The sequence below is a fragment of the Sporosarcina sp. UB5 genome, assembly GCF_050859005.1.
Taxonomy (GTDB): domain Bacteria; phylum Bacillota; class Bacilli; order Bacillales_A; family Planococcaceae; genus Sporosarcina.
The window spans coordinates 124,091-145,525 of sequence record NZ_CP125984.1; the positions used below are offsets into that span (position 1 = coordinate 124,091).

Here is a 21,435-nt window from a genome sequence, read left to right on the forward strand (position 1 = left end):
TTCAAGTATCATAAGGTTTCTTTATGAGTGACAGATTTTTGCCATGATGTAAAATAGCGCCCAGTATTTTCCCATTAAATTTTTTCAATGTATGGAGACTTTCCAGAGCTTTTTTCTTTGTTGTTGTTTGTGCGTTTATGACGAAGATAGTACCATGCACTAGCGGTAATAAATTTATCGCATCAGGCACTGATAAGTTAGGCGTATCGATAATAATTAAGTCGAATTCACTTTCCAGTTCTGCAATGATTTTTTCCATTTTCTTCGAGATGAGAAACATTGTAGGATTTGGGAGAAGTGATCCCGTGCCAATGAAAAATAAATTCTCATGTTTTGTCTGTTGAATGACATCTTGTAGTTTTTGTTGTCCTAAAATAACGGAAGTTAACCCTTTTCTAGATGGTAGATTGAATGGCTTTGCAAAACCATCCAATTTTCGGTAATCAACATCGACAAAAACAGTTTTAATATTGTTTGACGCGACTGCTACTGCAAGATGTTCAGCAATAAACGTCTTCCATTCTCCCGAATCAGGGCTAATCATCATAATTGTTTTTATTCCTTGTTGCCTACAATAATAATGTACATTAACTGCCAAATTACTAGAGAAATTTTGATATATCCCCGTTAACCTATCGGAACTACCTAATTCTTTAGTCATATGTCCCAATGGATGTAGTTGGAGGATTTTTTCAACCTTTTCCGTGGAGTCGATTAGTGGATAGTAGACTTCTTTCGCGATGATTATGGCTAAACTGGCTACAACACTTAAGAATAAAGCGAAGGTAGCGTAAAGAATGGGACTGTAATTAATTATCTTAGTATCTGAATCCGCGACCACTTCTTTTAAAATCGTGACATTATCGAAGTTCATAAGCATTCCAATCTCGTCTTGGAAAGTTTCCGCATAAGTATTTGCCAGGTTTGCGGTTCTTTCAGCTGTTTTATCGTGTGCAACAATGGTAATAATTTGTGACCGATCGTTAGACTCAAATTTGATTTTTTTTGCAAAATCAGTTTTTGTATAAATATTTTCTAACTTCGCATTCACTTTGTTTACCATTCGGTCACTTTTTAATATTTGCTTATATGTTTCGATCAGACGAAGGTTTGTGTCAATTTCCGCCATTTGCGGAGACGTTCGTGATTCAACGACGGAGTTTACAAGAAGATCGATTTTCGCTTCATAAGTAGGAGGAATGAAATAACCGATTAACCCACCACAAACTAAAAACAAAATGGCTAACAAGATAATTCGCTTCATCCGTTTACGAATAGCGGTTATTAAATCGTTAATTCCGATATCTTCATTCATAATGCCCCTACCTTGTTGTTAATGAATGATATCAATTCAATATGCTCCCTTCCCCATAACTACATACTTCACCGTCGCCAATAGGATTTTCATATCAAAAAGGAATGATCGATTTTCAACATAGTATAGGTCGTACTCGATTTTTTGTCCGTGATTAATTTCAGACCGTCCGTTAATTTGGGCATAGCCAGTCAACCCTGGTTTCACGTGAAGCCGTTTCGCCTGCCTCGAATTGTAACACGCCGTAATTTCAGGAATTTCCGGCCGTGGTCCTACCATGCTCATGCTCCCTAGCAACACATTAAATAGCTGAGGCACCTCATCCAAACTATACTTTCGTAACACTTTACCAATCGGAGTGACCTTAGAATCAAAACTGGATTTGAATACAAAGTCGTCAGGAACTCCACCATTCCAGTTATATTTATGTACATTGCCATCATTATTTGTCTGTTTCATAGTACGGAACTTTATGATTGTAAACTGTTCATGATTCCTTCCTGTTCTCGATTGTGTGAAGAATACCGGCCTACCAGAATTGATTACAATTAATACCGGCAAAATAAGAAATAAGGGAATGCAACATACTATTAGAATTGTGCTAGCGATAATATCAAACAACCTTTTTCTGAATAAATCCTTTTGGATTACAATTGGATTCATTTCTACTCTTTGGTGACTGTCCCGTTCCACATTTCACTCCTCCATATAATCCGTTTGCCAATGACAACAATTCCACCTCTATTTGATTGTTTCTGCAAAGTATCATATGCAATTTGAATGTATTCCGTTAATGACGATATACACGCAAGATTTTTAAGCACTAGAAAAAGCACGGACGGGAAAATGCCCCATCCATGCTCATTTAGATTTATTCACTTCAGTTCTATCTCTACCGGCCAAGAATATATTTTTATAGAGGAAATATGACAAAAGGATGATGATGTGGAGAACAGGAAGACTTCGAATGTTTCAGTATAGCGTCGTGCACTCATTAGAAGAACTAGAGAAATTCAGGAGAAGTTGGGCTACATTGCTGGAAAAGGAGGGAAACACAAATCCATTCATTGAGCCTGAATGGTTCTTCTCTTGGTTGTCGTTCTTCAAAAAGCCTGGATCATTCGAAATTTACATCGTGAAATACAATAACGAGATTGTCGCCTTCTTTCCATTTGTACATTCTGTGCGGTTCGGCATTCATCGATTTCAATTTATCCATAGCGATTACATGGATGTAATTTCATGTACAAAGTGGCGAGGAAAAGCGGTTGAGTACTTATTTGATGAGCTTTCACAGCGTTTTGGGCGGATTATTTTTCAGCTGAATGACTTACTTGAAAGCCAAGAAACTTCCCGACTCATTGAATCGTATGCGATCCGGAACCAACTCCCTTACTCCATCTTCAGAACTGTGGAACCGAAAATCGATTTATCATTAATCGAACTTCCGGAATACAAGAGGAAGCTACGAAAAAAGGTCGCCAACATCAATCGTCGTGAGCGGAAACTGCAGACCCTTGGCAAGGTAACGCATGAGGAAGTACAAGTTGAGAATTTGAATGAAGTATTCGAGATATATGACAAGAGATGGAAGAAAAGGTTCGAAAGCAGCGGGTTCACCAATCCAGTAAAAAGGGCATTTTTCGAAAGTTTATTCAATGAAAAAAGCAAGTCCTTCCGTCTAGAAGTTAACAAACTTAAATTTGAAGATACGATTATCGGGTTCACCTTTTACGCGTGCTGCAGGGATAGAAAGGCTTGTTATCGAATTGGACATGATCCAGATTTCCACCTTTTCGGTCCTGGCAGTATGATCATCTACAAAGACTTGCAGAAAACAAAAGCATCATACATCAAAGTAATGGATTATTGCAATGGCTATGAGCCCTATAAGGTTGAATGGTCCACCCATTTAGATTTCACGAGACAGTATGTAATGAGCACGAGAGGAAAAAGAGAACGGGTGTTTCGAGATATTATCTCTTTATTTTATTCATTCAAATTTAAACTCCGTTCAAGCCGTCGTTATGTGGATTTCAAACGCGAAACGTTAGGTGAAATTAAATATTTCATTTCACATATGAAGATTTTAGAATTTCTCAAAAAGCTAACGACAGTTATCCGGAGCCAAATAAATTTGCGAGTAATCGATGTGTACCGACTGGAACGTAACAATACAGAAGACATTTCCTATTTCCGCGAAGTGGGGATCAAAGAAGTGTTAGGAACGGACAATCAATCAACACGTGTGCCAGAATTTTTCAAAGGTTTCCGTCTTTATGCTAACGAGGAGCAAGAAATTATTTTTAAACGGCATGACCGATTGATTCGGACGGAAATCGTCAATCCTCCAGAAGATCTCCCTCCACAATCAGCTTTTATCGTTGACTACCAGTTGAAAGACTTACACGATATTCTCAAGGACAAATCGATGCAAAACCTTTCCATATGGACAATCGCCAATGGGAGTGCCTATCGTTTAAAACGAAAACTTAAAGACTTAGGATTTAATCATATTGAACGGGTGCGAAAATATCGTTTCTTTGGTATACAAAATGTTGTGCGGCTAAAAAAATAACTTCAGCTCCATTGATTTGGTGCCTGATGCCTGCGCAAGACAAAAATCTTGCACAGGCACCGGCCACTCGAATGCAGCGAATTACCCAAACGCCACATCCAGTATCATCATGACTGCAAATCCTAACATGAGGCAAATTGAAGCTAAATCTTTATTACCATTTTCCTGTGAGCCTGGAATGACTTCTTCCACGACGACAAAAATCATTGCTCCTGCAGCGAAGCTCAAAGCGAATGGAAGAAGGGGTTGCATCGTCGTAACGGCGAGAACACCGATAACAGCTGAAATCGGTTCGACTGCTCCGGAAAATTGTCCATAAAAGAAACTTTTTCGGCGAGACATTCCATCTCTCCGTAATGGCATTGAAACTGCTGTTCCTTCAGGAAAGTTTTGAATTCCGATTCCAACAGCTAACGCAATTGCAGCTGCCATTGTTGCGGACGGCATGCCGGCAGCAACTGCACCGAAGGCGACACCAATCGCAAGGCCTTCCGGTATGTTGTGCAACGTTATCGCAAAGACGAGGAGAGTGCTCCGCCTCCTACTGGCGGGGTTGATGCCTTCCGCGTCCTTCATCGATGAGCTTGGATGCAAATGGGGAATGATCTTATCTGCTAACCATAGAAAGAAGCCTCCAAGTAAAAAGCCGACAACCGCTGGAAACCAAGATGGGAACGAACTAACTTCCTCAGCCAGTTCAATGGCGGGAGCTAGTAGCGACCAAAAGCTTGCAGCAATCATGACACCACCCGCAAAGCCCAACATTCCATCCATTAACTTCTGGTTTACTTTCTTCGTTGTAAAGACTAAGGCAGCTCCGACAGCAGTCATCCCCCATGTGAACAAGGTGGCGACCAATGCTTGTTGAACCGGGCTCAGCCCTAGAAAATAATCGATCATCTTTATTCTCCTCATATGTGTAATGAACCTATAAGTTATTGCTATTATATGAAGCTTTAATGCTTCATGCAATGAAAGATTATTCACAAAAAAAATAAAGTATATCCATGCCATTACGACAAGGAAATACTTTATTTTCAGTTTGCATCCATTTGATTCAAATCGATGACGCGGTCGCAAAGTCTATCGACGAGCGCCTTCTCGTGACTGACAATGATAATGCCCATCGACCTTTTTTTGGCGACTTCTAAAACCGCGTGCCAAATTTGGGCTTGGGTAATTGCGTCGAGCATTGTTGTCATTTCATCAGCAATTAAAAAGCGTGTGTTTGCATTCAATGCTCTCGCTACACAAAACCGTTGCAATTCGCCGCCAGATAGCTCATTTGGCCAACGTGTCATCCATTCCTGCTGGATCCCTAGTAAGTCTAGCAGTCCGGGATCAGGCTTGCCCCCTTCGTTCAACACCTTCTCCATTTTCCATCGCGGGTTCACCGCTTTTTCCGGATGTTGAAAAACTAATTGGACAGGATGGTATCCGTCTGAAGAAATTGGTGTACCGTCTATCGATACACTTCCTTCTAACGGTTTTTCAAAGCCTGCTAAAATACGGCAAAGTGTTGTTTTCCCGTGCCCACTCGGCGCTGTGAGCCCTACGATTTCGCCTTGCTCTACAGTCAAATTAACTCCCCGGAATAAAAAAGGTCCATCCCCATAACGGAAGCCTAGATTTTTCGCTTCAATCCGCATGTATACACCTCACCTTTCCATCCCGAAGGTTGCGCATTTCCGGTTGTCCTTTGTCGCATTCTGGCGTTGCAAGTGGGCAACGAGGAGCGAACAGACAACCGGGCGGCAATTCACCTGGATGGGGCTGTGAACCCGGTATCGGGATAAAATCATTTTGGGGCAATGCTCTCCATAACGCTCTTGTATAAGGATGTCGAAGCGCTTCACCGTCACCCGAAAAATTGTCCACAGGAGCTATTTCAACGGTAGTCCCCGCATAAAAAACAGCTATTTCATCCGCAATTGTTAATGCGGAACCGATATCATGCGTAATGAGCATAACAGCACATCCACTGTCTGCAAGTTCCCGGAAGCTTTCCAACGCTTCCTTAATGACAATTGGATCGAGTCCAGGTGTTGGTTCATCTGCAATAATTACCTTTGCCCCACTAACGATTGCGGTAGATAATAGAGTCCGCCGCGCCATGCCTCCGGAAAGCTGAAACGGATACATTTTTTCCACGTTTTTATTCAAATGAAGTCGCTCAAAAACCTTTTGCTGTTCTCCCACAGGGTCTCCTGCTTTTACGGAAGTCCGGACTTGGTTGCCTACACGCATGAGCGGATCTAAATAATTTACTGATTGTGGGATGAGCGCAATTTCTGAACCGCGTAATGAAGATTGTCGTGCTTGCGTAAGCACTTCTCCTTCATAGCTAATCGTTCCACTGACATTTGCATTATTCGGTAAGATTCCGAGAATGGCGTTTGCCAACAAGCTCTTCCCAGAACCACTTGCTCCGACGACTGCTGTAATCTTCCCTTTTTCAAGCGCTATGTTTAAGTTCGAAATGACATTCAATTTCCTTTGTTTTAGCCCGCTTGTATATTGATTGAAAGAGATTGATAAATCGTTCACTTCAAGGATTGACATTCGGTACCTCCTAACCTGACGAAAGGAATGACTACTATTTGCCTCATTCCTTTCCATTTTACAGCTCACTTCTCATTCGCTCTGACAGGATCTATGAGCAGACGGAGATTTTCTCCAATCGCTTCAAATGTCCGTACAACAATGAGTAAACAAAGACCCGGGAAAAATGCGAGCCACCACATACCGGACGACAAGTATTTCATTGATTCCGATAAGATGATCCCGATAGCTGGTTCATGCGGCGATAACCCTAATCCTAAAAATGTGACCGAAGCTTCGTGCAGGATCACATGAGGGAACATGAGCATAAAGCCGATGAATAGCTGAGGGATTAAATGCGGAAATATGTGATTTCCCGCAATCCACCAACGGGATTTCCCCATTCGTCGGGAAATTTGGACGTATTCGGCCGAACGAACTTGCATCACTTCAGCTCTTATGACACGTGCAAGAGTTGGCCAGTGGGTGAGCATGAGCCCGATAACAATCCCTTTAAATCCGCCGCCTAATGTAAATGAAATTAGTATTAACGTTACGAGATGCGGCACACTTAGAAATAAGTCAATAAGCCATGAAAGTACACGGTCTGCCGTTTTTCCCATCGTTGCAGCAGCCATCCCAATAATAAGAGCAATTGACGTACTTCCAATCGCCCCTATTAACCCTACTCCCATACTTAAGGAAAGCCCCATGATCGTACGGATAAACATATCCCTTCCTAACCAATCGGTACCAAAGAGATGGTCTAAAGAAGGGGCTAAATTTCGCTCCATAAGATTCGTTGCAATTCGATCATGATCGAGCAATGCACCGCCCACTACAACGGACAGGAGGAGTATTGCCGCAACAATAATTGTAAAAAGCGTTTTTTGTCTTCGGTTTAAATAAAACCATTTTAACTTTGACTTGTTTTGTTCTTCTTTGAGGTTTTGAATCATACTGTTCGACTCTCCCTCGTTCTCGGATCCACAACGTAGTAGATCAGATCTGCAATTAAGTTCCCTGCAAAAACAAATATTGTACTAAAGAGGACTAATCCCAATAACAGCGGGACGTCACCTCGTAACCCTGCTTCCACTGTCGCTTGGCCAAGCCCTGGGTATGAAAACACTTGCTCGGCAAGTACAGCGCCACCAAACAATTCGCTGAATGCAGCAAATTGTAACGTGACTGCCGGCAACGCAATATTGCGTAAACCATGCCTCCAAAACAACATGAAACCTTTTTCGCCTCTTGCCCTTGCGAACAACACATAGTCGCTCTCAAGCACATCAATTAGCTTTTGGCGCGTATGCAAAGCAACATTCGCGACACCTAGTACACTTAACGTTAATGCCGGAAGTAGTAGATGCTGTAGGCGATCCGCCAATGTAACATCTTCAGCAAGAACACCTGCTGGCACCCCTAACCCAATTGGGAACCAACCAAGCCATACTGCAAATACAATCAGCATGAGAAGACCCATCCAAAAAGTAGGCGTCGATGCCAACGTATAACAATATAATTTAATAATCCGATCGATCCACGTATCTTTTTTCATAGCGGACACAACACCCATAACAAATCCGATGATGCCTGATAATGCCCATGCAGTCAACATGAGTATTAACGAATTGACGAAACGTTCCCCTATAATTTCAGATACCGGCCTGCGGAAGATCATTGAGTTTCCTAAATCACCTTGCAGCAAGGCAGATCCCCAATTGAAAAACTGCACCATGACGGGTTGATCAAGCCCCCAATACTCAGCGATTTTCTCCCGCTGTTCAGGACCTACCTTCATCATATCCGCACCAACATAAGCTTGGATTGGGTCAATGGGGGAATTTTTCATTAACAAAAAGGATATTAAGCAAATGGCGAACAATAATGTTAGCATTCGCAACCCTTTTTGCAGTATGAAAACCCCAATATTTACACCAGTTTTTATACGCACATTACTTACTCCATTTCCAATTAACGATATTATCTGTAGCCGGCCAGCCATGTCCATGTACATGGATTCTCTGCTTACCGATGTCAAGCCCTTCCTTCACGACGTACAAATGGTCGATGTTCACTAACCACACCCATGCGGCATCACCTTTGCCACTTAAGCCAGTTGTCCCATCCCATTGTGCTTTTTTCCAATACTCAATTGCCTCTTCTTCACTTTTTGAGCGAAGTGCTTTCTCGAAGTACTCATCTACTTTATCGTTTTTATAGTATCCGGTATTGTACCACTCTACGCCGGCATTATCGCCACCGTAAATATTATAAAGTTCATGTGGGTCATGACTTCCCCACCCCATGAGCACAGCTTCCGAATGCATCTTCTTAGCGATGACATCCCAACTTCCGCCCTCAACAATTATCTTAATGCCAAGTGGTTTAATCATATCAGCAACTGCAATGGCAAGTGATTGTCTCACTTCATCATTTGCCGGATAATAAAGGCTGAATTCAGCTTTCAGAGAGCCTTTTTCAAGAATCCCATCACCATCGGTATCTTTCCAGCCTGCATCCTCCAATAGTTTTCGTGCCCCATCCATATTTCCGTCCTCAATAACCGTTTCCGGATTCCACCAAGGAAGGCCGTCAACGGAAGTGAATGCTGGAGTTCCGTACCCTTCCAACACCCCGTCAATTAACACTTCACGATTAACAGCCATGTCAATCGCATGACGGATCGCAGCATCTGCTGTGACGTCATTTCCGACTGGTAGACCATCTTCCGTAAACTCACCCGACTTTACAAAAGGAAACACAATTCCACGATTGTCTACCGTTTTAACGGATTCCAATTTCATGCCTGGAATTTTCTTATGTGTAAACGCGGCAGGAATAGCGGCAAGATCGACAGTACCTGCCTGAGCCGCGGCAAATGCTGCGTCTTCACTTAGGAATAAGAAAGTGATTTTGTTAAAATGCGGCTTGTTGCCATAATACTCCGGATTCGATTTGACGATCAGCTGTTGTCCTTTGTCCCACTGTACAAGTTGATATGGACCGGACCCAATAGGATTTTCGGCATAATCGTCACCATAAGCATGCTCCGGTACAATTCCCGTTGCGACTAGGTTATTTATAAATGTCGATTGAATTTCTTTCAATGTAAACTTCACTGTCGTGTCATTGATTGCTTCAACTTTCTCTACTACGTTCATATCGACAACTGACCCACTGCCAGCTGCTTTTTCAAACGTGAATTTTACGTCTTTAGCAGTTAGCGGTTCACCATCTGAAAATTTAACGTCATCGCGTAATGTAACCGTCCAAACTTTTCCATCTTCACTTACTTCATAGTTTGTAGCAAGATCATTTACAATTTTAAGATCATCGTCTCTTCGCAACAACGTACTTTGGAAGAGCGGTGAACCATAGCGTCCCCAACCAATTGTAGGGTCAAAACCAGTCGCCGGCTCAGAACCGAATGCCAAAACGACCTCATCATTTGGTCGCTCTACTTTAGTTTTATCGCCGCTTTTGGATGATGAACATCCTGCTAACATCATCGAAATAGCTAAAGAGGCTATAAAGATGAGACCAAAAAATTTCTTTGACATAACATACACTCCTTGTATGGAAAAAATATTTTCGTAGAAAAGTTTCATACATTTACTAGTTATCGACTTTTTTCGTTACAGTTGTTCAACAGGCGCTACTGTGAAATTCCCATATGTTACACCTTTTAGGCTCGTCAATTTATTGCTCAGTTCCTGAATATCTTTCGCTTTCCCTTTCACAATAATGAGCTCAAGACAGCTATCATGAGTCAAATGGAAGTGTGTAGTTGCTAGTATTACATCGTGAAAGCGATGTTGGGTATTCGTCATTTCTTCCAATAAATTGCGTTGGTGATGGTCATAAAACAAGAGAATACTACCAGCAATTAGCTGCTCTCCATCTTCCCACGTTTGCTGTATAAGTGCTTCCCGTACAAGGTCTCGAATTGCTTCCGAGCGGTTTTCATACCCCCTCTGTTTGACCAATGCATCAAACTTACTGAGCAGTCCGCCTTCCATCGAAATACCGAATCTCTTCAAAGTTGAATCGTACATATCTCCACCACCTTTTCACGGTATTAGTAACACGAATTCACACATTCGTAGCACGCATACGCGTAGTTTCACGAACTCCCACTACCTCTTCACTATATGGTAGCACGTTTGTTAATATTCGTAACACGCATACACATAATGAATTGTTATATAGCGTTAGACAACGATATGCCTATATTCCTTTTAGATTATAATGTCTATCGTTCAAGTAGTCAATTATGACACTTACTTCTAATCATGGAATCGTATCGCGGGAATTGTCTATTAAATTTGGACTACGAGAGATGACGGGAACTAGGGAAAATATTATTCTCATAAAACGTTACGTGGTATGATAGAGGAATGAATGTTTGTATAGGAGTGAGATACAATGGATAAAAAAGAACGACAACTTTTTGAGTACTATTACAATAAATTTAAAGAAAGACGTTTTGATGAAAAAGATGTTTTAAGTTTTTTACTGTTTGTAAAAGAAGATGCGCAAGACAATAAAGTAATAAAGGAGCTCGGAGATTTTATTGTACATAGGGAAAAGTATACAGGATACGTAAAAGCATTTTTTGACGATTGCCAAGAAATTATAAACAACCTCGGAAAAGGGAAAAAGAAAAAAATTGAGCCTATGTTCTCCTTTAAAGAAATCCGGAACGGCTTCAACGCAATGTTTACTGAACAAGGTTTGGAAAAGCTGCCTGCTGAAGTAATTAATGATTTCATCTTATGCCTAATTTCCTTGTTACAACACGTTAAATTAGTATCGGGAAGTTCAGCTAAACAAGTCGGCCACTTAAGTTTTGCAGCTTCGAGCAAAGAGTTGTTTTTAATGGGCAATATGAAAGTCTTACATAAAGGACGTTTCATACCGGTGACATTCCCCGTTTTATCTGTAAGAAATATGTATGAGAAAGTTAAACGACAAGATGAAAATGACACCCCTTACCTATTTGACAATGAAGTCATTGAAGTTATGAATAACAATGGAGAATTGCTAATTACATTTCCTACATTGTCGTAAACAAGTAGCTTACTAAGCTTATAGCCCGAAAATCTTTGCGGATCATCACGCATCGATTTCGGGCTTTTCATTTTGAATCATTTTAGAACTTCAAAAGTAGAAATAGGACTGCAGCCATTGAAGTAAACTATATAGCAATGGAATCGTTAGCATACAAAGCAAAGTCGACAACATGACACCAAATGACGCAAAGGAAGCATCTCCGCCAAATTTTTGCGCATAAACAGATGTCGTGGAAGCACTCGGCATTGCAGCTGTCAACAAGGCAACAATGAGCAACGAGTATGGTACTTGAAGAAAGAGAAAGAGGAGCAAAAATAACGGGAGAATGAGTAGCTTAAAACTTGCCGCTACCCAAATGTACTTATTTTTAACGTATTGTTGTAATTGTCGCCATCCGATGTCTGCAAGCAAACTTCCAATTAACAGCATTGACAATGGAATCGTCATTTTACCAACAAGGTCAAATGTAGTTACTAACGAACTTGGCCACGAATACGGGAGAAACATCAGGACCAATCCGACTAAGGTCGATAAAATACCTGGATTAAAAACGAACGCCTTCCAGTTAACACTTTGCCCACTCCTCGTAAATAGGTGGATGCCATACGTCCAAATTAAGAGTAAATAACAGACATTAAATAACGTTAAATACATTATGCCTTGTTCTTCTAACACGATATAAATAATCGCAAACCCTAAGAAACCTTGATTTCCAAATATGATTAAGCTTTCATACACAGTTTTTTGTGTCATTGGCAGCTTAGCTTTTCTCCTTAGCCAAGCACCTAAAATAACCGATATACTTAGGATAAAGATGGACATGGCGACCAACCAAGCAAAATCTGTCACCATTTCTTTTGAAAAAGTCGTATGAAGTGAGTATAAAATTAATGCTGGTAAGGTGATGTATAGCATTAGTTGCGTTATGACTTGATTCGCATAGGCGTTAAGGATTTCCCTTTTTCTGCCTAAGAAGCCAATGAATGCAATGACATAGAGGGGTACGATAGCTTGTATAAATGTACTTGTAGATAACAATAATCTCCTCTCCTTCCCTTGCTGTTTTAGCGTATGAATGTAAAGGAGAGAAGGTACTACATATGATCCTCTCAAAAAAAAGCAAACTGTCTTCCTTGAAGGAGGACAGTTTGCTTTCTACTTTTATGCATATTCTATTACTTCTTTTCATTGCTCGCTGGCATAATATCGTCTGGAATTGGACATTTGTAAACATTGTCGCCAAGACGTTCTTTTAGCTCCAGCTTACTTTTTTCGATGAGCTCTGGATTTCTTAACATTTCGAGCGCAGTTCCTGCCATAACTTTTCCTGCTACCAGCATTCCTTTTTGTGCAATGGATGTATCCCCGATCGATACAACTTGCCACGTATGAGCTGGCGTGCCGATTACCCAGCATGCACCGAAAAGTTGTGCGGTTGGTGTAACCCAGCTTACGTCTCCAACATCCGTTGAACCAAAAATAGAAGGTTCGTCATCCGGATTGTATGGATGGAGGACATCTGCCATTGCTTTTCCTTTTAGCTGCGCCGCCACTTCTTTCGGCATTTTACTCGTGTCATTTTCAATATCTGCAACTGACAATGTTGCTTGTAGTTGTTTTGCAAACGCTAGCTCTTCTTCGCTGTATTGAGGTAAACCGATCTCATTAAACACTTCATACATTTTCGTTTCAATTGTTTTATTTGGAATTAGATTTGAACAAGCTTTATCGAAAACGATTTCAACTTCTGTTCCGGTCATTAACGCTGCGCCTTTTGCGATGTTACATACCCGCTCATAAATTTCTTGAACTTGCGGTGTTTTCGGTGCGCGAATTAAGTACAACACTTCCGCTTCAGCTTGGACGACGTTCGGCGAGAAGCCCCCTGAGTTGGTAATCGCGTAGTGAACCCGTGCTTCAGGTATAATATGTTCGCGCAAGTAGTTTACGCCAACGTTCATTAACTCCACTGCGTCCAACGCACTTCTGCCAAGATGCGGTGCAGCCGCTGCGTGCGCACTTTTTCCTTTAAAGCGATAGTAAACTTGATAATTAGCGAGTGAATTGCCTGTGAAAATTTCGTTTGTTGACCATGGATGCCAACATAACGCAAAATCGACATCATCAAAAATGCCTGCACGAGTCATATACGTTTTACCAGACCCACCTTCTTCAGCAGGACAGCCATAGTAACGAATCGTTCCTTGCAAACCTTCTTTTTGCATTAAATCTTTTAATGCGACTGCAGCAGCCAATGAACCCGTCCCAAGTAAATTATGACCGCAACCATGTCCATTGCCGCCTTGTTCAATCGGTGACGGTGTTGCTGTACCGCCTTCTTGGCTCAATCCAGAAAGCGCATCATATTCTCCTAGGAACGCGATGACAGGACTGCCAGAACCGTAGCTGCCGACAAATGCAGTTGGCATGTCAGCTAGTCCTTTTTCGACAGTAAAACCTTCAGACTCAAGCGTTTCACAAAGCAGTTCCGCGGATTGCACTTCCTCGAATCGTGTTTCTGCAAATCCCCAAATTTGCTTGCTAACATCTATCCATTTCTCTTTCTTTTCTTCTACGAATTGAACTATTTTCTGAAGATCATTCATCCTTGACACTCCTTTAATCATTTACTTTCGTCAGTGCTTTTGCTGTTCGGAACAATAAATCGACTCCAGTCAGAAGAGCGTCCTCTTCATAGTCGAACCGTTCATGATGATGTCCCGCTGACAAATTCGTTCCAACGATCATATACGTCGCAAAACCGCCTCGTTCTTTCACTCTCTCCATAAAATAAGTAGCATCTTCAGAACCGGCGGCTTGATCGCTTCGTGGAATGACTTGATCGATATACGGTGAAGACGCTGCCACTTCGGAAATGATGTCCACTAATTCATCACTTGGTGTACTGCTTATAGCTTCCCCGACAATTTGAATGTCTACTTCTGTTTGGTGCATTAAAGCCGCACCTTTTAAAATCGATAGCGCTTGCTCGCGTATATACTCGTTTACTTCGGAAGTTTCTCCACGTGTTTCTATTTTCAATAACGCTTGCGATGCAATAATATTACGCCCGCTTCCCGCTTCTAGTACACCTACATTAATACGAGATGCACCTGCTGCGTGACGGGGAATTCCATACAATCCAAGTACTGCCGTTGAAGCTGCAACGAGTGCATTGTGCCCTTCATTCGGAGCTGCCCCAGCGTGAGCGGCTTTTCCTTTAAATACGACATCCATTTTTGTTGTTGCCAGAAAACCGGCATTTCCTGCGACGACATGACGAGCAGGAACACCTGTCCCGATATGTGTTGCAATGAAGTAGTCCACGTCATCTACAACACCTGCTTCTGTCATCGATTTCGCACCACGCGTTCCTTCTTCTGCAGGTTGGAAAATAAGTTTCACGATGCCGTTAAGCGAGTCTTTATCATCCATCAAGAGCTTCGCAAGCCCCATCCCAATCGCTGTATGACCATCATGACCGCAAGCGTGCATCGTGTTTTCATTTACCGAAGCAAATCCCTCGTCAAACGGAAAATGGCCGGGTGACAATTCTTCTTGAATCTCAAGCGCATCCATGTCAACCCGAAACGCGATAACTGGACCGGGTTTCCCTGTATCGAGAACGCCTACAACGCCAGTCATTCCATCCGCAAAGCGGTCTAGCCATTTTTTATCGGCACCATTTTGTCTTGCCCATTCGAAATGTCCATCCAAAGTATCCTGATCCGGTACGCCCATTCTCGCTTCCCGTTTCATCACTTCTTCACCTGCATATACGCGATACCCTAAGTCTTCTAAATAGCTTGCGACGATCGATGCTGTTCGCATTTCCAAAAAACCAATTTCCGGGTATTGATGAAAGTCGCGTCGCCAGTTTTGCAGCTGTTGCTCAAGGTTTACTATTTGGTGTTGCTTGTCCATAAACGTCACCCCCAAATTTTTTTAAAAAAAGACGTACTATTGCAGTCTACCCGCAACAGTACGCCAAGTCGTTTCATAATTTATCGTGTATAAAATGGCGTTACACCTGGGCCAAATGGAATACCGGCATAGTAAAACACAAGTATCAAAATGATCCAAGAGCCTAGAAATGCTAAGGAATAAGGAATCATTAAAGAGATTAACGTTCCGATTCCCGCTTTTTTGTCATATTCACGCATGAACGATAAAATCACTACGAAGTAAGCATTTAACGGTGTAATGATATTCGTCGATGAATCCGCAACCCGGTAAGCGACTTGTGTAAATGCCGGGTGGTAACCGAGCTGCATGAACAGAGGCACGAATACAGGTGCTTCTAATGCCCACTTCGCCGATCCGGAAGTAATTAAGAAATTCAACAATGCAGTGAAAATAATGTAACCAATTATAACCCAAATGCCCGTTAGGTTGACTTTATTTAACCATTCTGAGCCGTTCACCGCAAGCCATGTCCCAATATTCGTCCAGTTAAAGTACGAAATAAATTGGGATGCCGCAAAAATAAGAACGATGTAACCTGACATTTCTCGAATGGATGCACTCATATGTTTTGAAACGTCTTTTGTCGATTTAATTGTACCCGTTGTTAATCCGTACGCGACGCCAATCGTTACAAAGAAGAAGATAATGATTGGAATGATACCCGTTAAAAATGGCGAAGGAATCATACCGCCATCTTCATTGCGCAATGGAGAGTTTGGCCAAAAGATAACGAGCATTAGTAACGCAATGTAACCGAGCCCTGCCAAACCGGCATTACGTAGGCCTTTACTTGCATTTGGCAAATCTTCGTCCATCGCCTTAATAACCGCATCTCCAGTAAACTTACCGAGCTTCGGCTCAATAATTTTATCCGTTATTAGGCCACCGACAATTGTCAAAACAAAAACAGAAACGATGTTAAAGTACCAGTTATCAACCGGTGTAACGATTACTGTTTCGTCAATCATTTTAGCAGCTTCCGTTGAAATACCTGCTAAAAGTGCATCTGTTCCAACGACTAATAAATTCGCTGTAAATCCAGCACCCGCACTTGCAAACCCTGCCGCTAAACCAGCAAGCGGGTGACGTCCAAGCTTATAAAACACCATTGCAGCAAGTGGCGGTATTAAGATCATCGCTGCGTCAGAAGCTAAATTCCCCATAATTCCTGTAAAAACAATTGCATACGTAACTAATTTCTTTGGAGCTTTTAAAACTGTTTTCTTAATTGCAGTTTCGAGCAAACCAACTTTTTCTGCTAAACCGATTCCAAGCATCATCGCCAATACTAAACCTAAAGGCGCAAAGCCCGTAAAGTTTGTAATCATCGACGAGAGAATATATTGTAAACCTTCACCAGAAAGTAAGTTTTTAATTTTCAGTTCGGCACCCGATCCTGGATGGATGACAGATGCATTAAATTGGGCGAAAATGAATGATGCAATCATAACGACGACTGCCAAGTAGACAAATAGCATAAAAGGATCCGGTAATCGGTTTCCAACCCTTTCAACGATGTTTAGAAACCGAATAAACAATCCTTGCTTCTTAGTGTTTTCTGTAGACCGTTCCATATATTACCTCCTGTAGTATAATAGTTTTTTTAGTTCAGTTACTACCCCTATATGTGAATACGCTTTCATTGACCTCAATAAAATAACTTTGAAGAAATAACTCGCATTCGTTAAGAGTAACTTTCATTTGTAAATCTTTTTTAGGACATGTCATGAAAAAAAGTATAGCAGGCAGTTTTCCAGATTACAATCACTTTTTTATTAACAAAAAATTACACTAATTTTTTATTTAAAAAGTCAGAATAACCAACTTTAATAACTACTTGCTATCTGGGATTAATATGGTTGAAATGAAGAAGGCTGTCCAGAACGTCAGTAAAAACTGATTTTCTGCACAGCCCTTTTGCGAGTATATGTTACGAATTTATTATTTGAACGAATTAACCGCGTGACCCACGAATGTCTGTTTCTTTCCTCTCCGTTGGATAAAACACGATAAAATTACCGTGGTTCAACGAAGCTAGTTTCTTAGGTAAAATTTCAAGTTCTTCATTCCACGCTACGGTACCTCTTCTAGCGCTTACTAAAATGACAAGATCTGTTGACTTTACATCGCTTAACTCATTTTCATAAAGGGAATTCCACCCGTCAATCGTTTCAAACTCAATTTTACTATACGGATGCACTCGTCCAGAAACTTCTTCATATATTCGTATTTCATCACGAAGGACGAGGCCTTTAATCGTTGTGCTAAGCTGGGAACCGATGTCCTTAATAATGCCTAATGCGTCTTCAAATCCTGGTTTATAGACAACATTGTTTGGCAAAATAAGTATTACTCGTTCCATTGTATTTAATGGTTGTCCAATATTTGTTATGAGCGAGCGCTGGTACGTATGTTCAAGGAAATTATCAATGACTGTCCCGTAAGTCTTTTCTTTACCTTCGATGACACCATCCCAACCTGCGATGATTGTCGTAATCTGTTCTTCCGTAGAAGCGCGCTCAATTCCCCAACCAACATTTTGATCGACCCGCGTTAATAACTTAACAGGCACTTCTGCCCCTGACGCATACATGACAGCATGCCCGAGCATTCTTTCCGCTTGTGACACTTCGTCACTTGCCTGTTTTAAATCCTTTTGGACAATCGTTATAGGGTACAGCGGTTCATCTGTCTTCAGCGCCTTTTTTACTACAAACCCCATATCCATCAGTGACTCCATTGTCTTCGGATTCGCAAGCGGAATTAAAATACGTTCAGGAAGTGTTTCTTCCACGACCGACTTTTCTTCAGAATTCGCCAGTTTCTTGGCGTATTTTTCAGAGAAATATGGCCCCATAATACACGTTAGCAAGATGATAACAATGACAGCATTCACCACTTGTTGATCAATCAACCCGAGACGAAACCCGACAAGTGTCGCTGCTAATGTTGCTGCTGCTTGTGAAATAGAAAGTCCAAATATGAGCCCAGTTTCAACTTTTGAATACCCATACACTTTACCTGTAATCCAGCTCGCAGCCACTTTACCGATAATCCCTACAATCGTAATTAATGCTGTTACTAACAACGCATCCGGACTCGAAATAAGAACGCGTAGATCCATCATCATACCGACCGATAATAAGAAAAACGGAATGAACAATGCATTCGCTGTAAACTTTATTCGATTCATGAGTGGACCATGATCGTAAATATATCGATTAAGAGCGAGACCGGCCAAAAATGCGCCGATAATTGGCTCCAATCCTACAAACAATGAAATGGCTCCAGCGACGAATAGAACAGCCATCACAAAGTTAAACTCTAAAGCTCCCTCATTATTGAAGTTTTTAAAAAACCACTTCGTCAAATAAGGAGTCAAGAAAAGAATGCCAGCAGCAAAGAGTGCTGTTGAAATTAGTAAATACATCCAGAACCCTAACGTTAAATTGCCAACAGCTGCACCTGTTACAATCGCCAAAACAAGCATAGCTAAGCTATCCGTTAATAATGTGCCGCCAATTGCTGTCGTTACAGCTTTATTTTTACTAATTCCAAGGCGGCTCACAGCAGGATACCCGAGTAATGTATGTGAAGAAAGAATCGTACCGAATAAAATAGACGACAGTACACCAAGATCGAGCCATAATCCTACGATGACTCCAAGAAGAAAAGGAATTCCAAAGGAAATTAATCCAAAGAAAACACTGCGATTTCGATATTTTTTAAAACCGTCAAAATCGAGCTCTAGTCCTGCTATAAACATAATAAACAATAAACCGACTGTGCCAAGCAGCTCAATTGTTGAATCACGTGCCAATAATCCGATCCCATTTGGTCCGATGATAATTCCCGCCACAATGGGCCCAATAATGGCAGGCATTCGTAATTTCCCCATTAGTATAGGAAAGAATAAAAAAATCAACACAGCTAAACCAAATATGAGAACCGGTTCCTGCAGTGGAATATGTATATTCATTTCAACCTCTCACTTTCCTTAAATACTAACTGTATCAGTAGTAGTATGGATTTTTTTCACGAATTAACACTGTACTATATTTGATTTCAGAGTTCCAGTGTGAAAAATCATTTATAATCGTCTGACAATGTAGATGGATTGTAATTAATTTTCTTCATAAAACGCAAAAAACACCCCATATCTATTTGATAATGAGGTGATTGAGGTTATGAATCACTTTTAATAATGAGCAAGTAATCCCTTCTTCATTGCAATTCGTTCACAAAATAAGAAAAATAGAAGTCCAAGAACAGAGTATACAATTGCGTTAATACCAAGAATTAAAAAGTCTACCGCTGTAAATTGGCTTAATGTGAAACCGTTAATCATCACTTGGCGGACGAGATCTACACCTTTTACAAAAGGAAGAAATGCAAAAAATGGTGCAACTGATAATGGTATGAACGTTAGAGCCGCCAAGATAAATTGCAGTATTTGTAAAAACGCTCCTATTTGCTTGACGATAATGGAGATTCCCGCAATCATAAATCCAACGCCAAACATACTAATGAGCGTTAAAATAAGAATCGGCATTATGGAAATGACGTCAATATTTAGCCATTGTCCTGTCGTTGCCATCGACAAGTAAAGCAAGCCGACAATAATTAAAAAGTATATTGCTGTCGTTGCTAGGAGCCGCGTCGCCATAATACGCCAGACGCCCATCGGAGACATGTAAAGCTGTTCAAGCGTTCCGCGCATTGCTTCGTTTGCAATTGTCCATCCTACACTATTCATCACCATCATCGCTAAAAACCAAAATATATAATTGACAATGGCATATTGTATGTTCGTATCTTGTGTACTCGGATCGCCAATCAACTGGATTCCTGTAAACATTCCTAAAAATATAAAATAAAATGTAAATACCATTGCGATTGTATTTGGCATATAACGTATTAACTCGATATATTCTTTCCGGACATTTGCCTTTAGGAGGTTAGCCCAGTACATATTCCTCTGCCCCCTTCACAATTTTCATAAAGATTTGTTCGAAGTTTATCGTATCGCGGTCAATTGATTCGACGGGCGTTCCACCCATTTTTAGAACATCAAATAATTCATAAATTTCATCGCTCTTCGTCAAATGAACCTTGACGACAAATTGCATGGAATCCGTTATATATTCATAATCCGGAAATTTTTGTTGCAACATATATTGCTGTTTCTCACTCAAAACGTCCCCAAGTGTTATCGAATAGGCACGAACTTCAAATAGCTTCATAAGATTTTCAACTTCATCATCAACTAAAACTTTTCCGTCGTTAATGATCACCGTACGGTCACATAAATCTTGAATGACATTCATGTCGTGTGAGCTAATAATAATTGTTCGGTTATGCTCGTTTACTATCGTTCGTAATATTTCACGTATTTCATACCCCGTCTCTACGTCTAATCCTAGTGTCGGTTCATCCAATAAGATGACGTCACTATCGGCAAGCATTGCAACAGCTACTGCAAGCTTTTGCTGCATTCCACGCGACAGGCGGTTCACGAGCTCATTCTCCTTCTCTTTTAAATGAAAGCTTTCTAACAGATCTTCAATTTGTAAGGCAACGTCTTTTCGTGAAGCACCTCGGTTCCCCGCAAAATATTCAAGATTCTCCCTTACCGTTAATCGCCAGTACAAATTTCGATTCCCTTCCAACACTGCACTAATATGCCTTAATGCTCCGAGCCGTTTCTCACGATTGTTCAGGCCATTAATCGTAATTGTGCCAGCATCCGGAATAAGTAAACCACAAATCATCTTAATCGTCGTCGTCTTCCCAGCACCGTTCGGCCCTAATAACCCAACAATTTCACCTTTATTGACTGTAAACGAGACATCATTCACAGCTTGAATGTATTCCTTTGACTTCCTTTTCTTATAGGACATCATTAGATTCTTAACCTCGATTATCGGTTCCATAAATTGCATCCCTTTCTAACAAA

General features: G+C 41.1%; 18 protein-coding genes. 2 read left to right on the forward strand and 16 right to left on the reverse strand.

Annotated elements, in window-relative coordinates:
• Nucleotide 1: 1 nt before the first annotated feature.
• Together QM454_RS00815 and QM454_RS00820 are read right to left on the reverse strand one after the other, a co-directional pair.
• On the reverse strand, nucleotides 2-1,315 hold the full coding sequence (locus tag QM454_RS00815; protein WP_432360351.1) for a polysaccharide biosynthesis tyrosine autokinase: 1,314 nt from the start codon (nucleotides 1,313-1,315) through the stop codon (nucleotides 2-4).
• A 36-nt stretch (nucleotides 1,316-1,351) separates the two neighbouring features.
• A complete protein-coding gene (locus QM454_RS00820; RefSeq protein WP_432360354.1) occupies nucleotides 1,352-2,008 on the reverse strand; it encodes a sugar transferase in 657 nt (218 codons plus the stop codon).
• Between the two features lie 274 nt (nucleotides 2,009-2,282).
• Here QM454_RS00820 and QM454_RS00825 point away from each other — a divergent pair, with 274 nt between their 5' ends.
• Entirely contained in the window at nucleotides 2,283-3,893 is a 1,611-nt protein-coding gene (locus QM454_RS00825) for a GNAT family N-acetyltransferase (protein ID WP_432360357.1), read from the forward strand.
• A gap of 81 nt (nucleotides 3,894-3,974) precedes the next feature.
• Here QM454_RS00825 and QM454_RS00830 read toward each other — a convergent pair whose 3' ends face one another.
• The 7 genes from QM454_RS00830 to nikR all read right to left on the reverse strand — a co-directional run bounded on the left by QM454_RS00830 (nucleotide 3,975) and on the right by nikR (nucleotide 10,495).
• A complete protein-coding gene (locus QM454_RS00830; RefSeq protein WP_432360360.1) occupies nucleotides 3,975-4,793 on the reverse strand; it encodes a ZIP family metal transporter in 819 nt (272 codons plus the stop codon).
• A gap of 137 nt (nucleotides 4,794-4,930) precedes the next feature.
• Nucleotides 4,931-5,542 carry an ABC transporter ATP-binding protein gene (locus QM454_RS00835; protein WP_432360363.1) on the reverse strand — a complete coding sequence of 204 codons (612 nt, stop codon included), beginning with the start codon at nucleotides 5,540-5,542 and terminating at the stop codon, nucleotides 4,931-4,933.
• Nucleotides 5,532-6,455: an ABC transporter ATP-binding protein gene (locus QM454_RS00840; RefSeq protein WP_432360365.1), complete on the reverse strand. Its 924-nt coding sequence runs from the start codon at nucleotides 6,453-6,455 to the stop codon at nucleotides 5,532-5,534. The genes QM454_RS00835 and QM454_RS00840 overlap by 11 nt, the downstream gene beginning before the upstream one ends.
• Nucleotides 6,456-6,520: 65 nt before the next feature.
• A complete protein-coding gene (locus QM454_RS00845) occupies nucleotides 6,521-7,393 on the reverse strand; it encodes an ABC transporter permease (RefSeq protein ID WP_432360368.1) in 873 nt (290 codons plus the stop codon).
• The gene (locus QM454_RS00850) at nucleotides 7,390-8,391 is read right to left on the reverse strand and encodes an ABC transporter permease (protein ID WP_432360370.1); all 1,002 of its coding nucleotides are present in this window, start codon (nucleotides 8,389-8,391) and stop codon (nucleotides 7,390-7,392) included. Before QM454_RS00850 ends, QM454_RS00845 begins: the two co-directional genes overlap by 4 nt.
• A gap of 1 nt (nucleotide 8,392) precedes the next feature.
• Complete coding sequence (locus QM454_RS00855) at nucleotides 8,393-10,000, reverse strand: ABC transporter substrate-binding protein (protein ID WP_432360373.1); 1,608 nt, start codon at nucleotides 9,998-10,000, stop codon at nucleotides 8,393-8,395.
• A 75-nt stretch (nucleotides 10,001-10,075) separates the two neighbouring features.
• Complete coding sequence (gene nikR, locus QM454_RS00860) at nucleotides 10,076-10,495, reverse strand: nickel-responsive transcriptional regulator NikR (RefSeq protein WP_432360376.1); 420 nt, start codon at nucleotides 10,493-10,495, stop codon at nucleotides 10,076-10,078.
• 370 nt (nucleotides 10,496-10,865) lie between these two features.
• Here nikR and QM454_RS00865 point away from each other — a divergent pair, with 370 nt between their 5' ends.
• Complete coding sequence (locus QM454_RS00865; protein ID WP_432360379.1) at nucleotides 10,866-11,510, forward strand: hypothetical protein; 645 nt, start codon at nucleotides 10,866-10,868, stop codon at nucleotides 11,508-11,510.
• A gap of 90 nt (nucleotides 11,511-11,600) precedes the next feature.
• Here the strand turns inward: QM454_RS00865 and QM454_RS00870 are convergent, their stop codons facing one another.
• The 7 genes from QM454_RS00870 to QM454_RS00900 form a co-directional block, all read right to left on the reverse strand.
• Nucleotides 11,601-12,551, reverse strand: coding sequence for an AEC family transporter (locus QM454_RS00870; RefSeq protein WP_432360382.1), 951 nt, complete (start codon nucleotides 12,549-12,551; stop codon nucleotides 11,601-11,603).
• 137 nt (nucleotides 12,552-12,688) lie between these two features.
• The gene (locus QM454_RS00875) at nucleotides 12,689-14,119 is read right to left on the reverse strand and encodes a M20 family metallopeptidase (protein ID WP_432360385.1); all 1,431 of its coding nucleotides are present in this window, start codon (nucleotides 14,117-14,119) and stop codon (nucleotides 12,689-12,691) included.
• A 13-nt stretch (nucleotides 14,120-14,132) separates the two neighbouring features.
• Nucleotides 14,133-15,437, reverse strand: coding sequence for an amidohydrolase (locus QM454_RS00880; RefSeq protein ID WP_432360388.1), 1,305 nt, complete (start codon nucleotides 15,435-15,437; stop codon nucleotides 14,133-14,135).
• Nucleotides 15,438-15,517: 80 nt separating this feature from the next.
• On the reverse strand, nucleotides 15,518-17,053 hold the full coding sequence (locus QM454_RS00885) for an AbgT family transporter (RefSeq protein ID WP_432360391.1): 1,536 nt from the start codon (nucleotides 17,051-17,053) through the stop codon (nucleotides 15,518-15,520).
• Nucleotides 17,054-17,433: 380 nt separating this feature from the next.
• Complete coding sequence (locus QM454_RS00890; RefSeq protein ID WP_432360394.1) at nucleotides 17,434-19,458, reverse strand: cation:proton antiporter; 2,025 nt, start codon at nucleotides 19,456-19,458, stop codon at nucleotides 17,434-17,436.
• 219 nt (nucleotides 19,459-19,677) lie between these two features.
• A complete protein-coding gene (locus QM454_RS00895; RefSeq protein WP_432360397.1) occupies nucleotides 19,678-20,451 on the reverse strand; it encodes an ABC transporter permease in 774 nt (257 codons plus the stop codon).
• Nucleotides 20,438-21,412: an ABC transporter ATP-binding protein gene (locus QM454_RS00900; RefSeq protein ID WP_432360400.1), complete on the reverse strand. Its 975-nt coding sequence runs from the start codon at nucleotides 21,410-21,412 to the stop codon at nucleotides 20,438-20,440. Before QM454_RS00900 ends, QM454_RS00895 begins: the two co-directional genes overlap by 14 nt.
• Nucleotides 21,413-21,435: the final 23 nt, after the last annotated feature.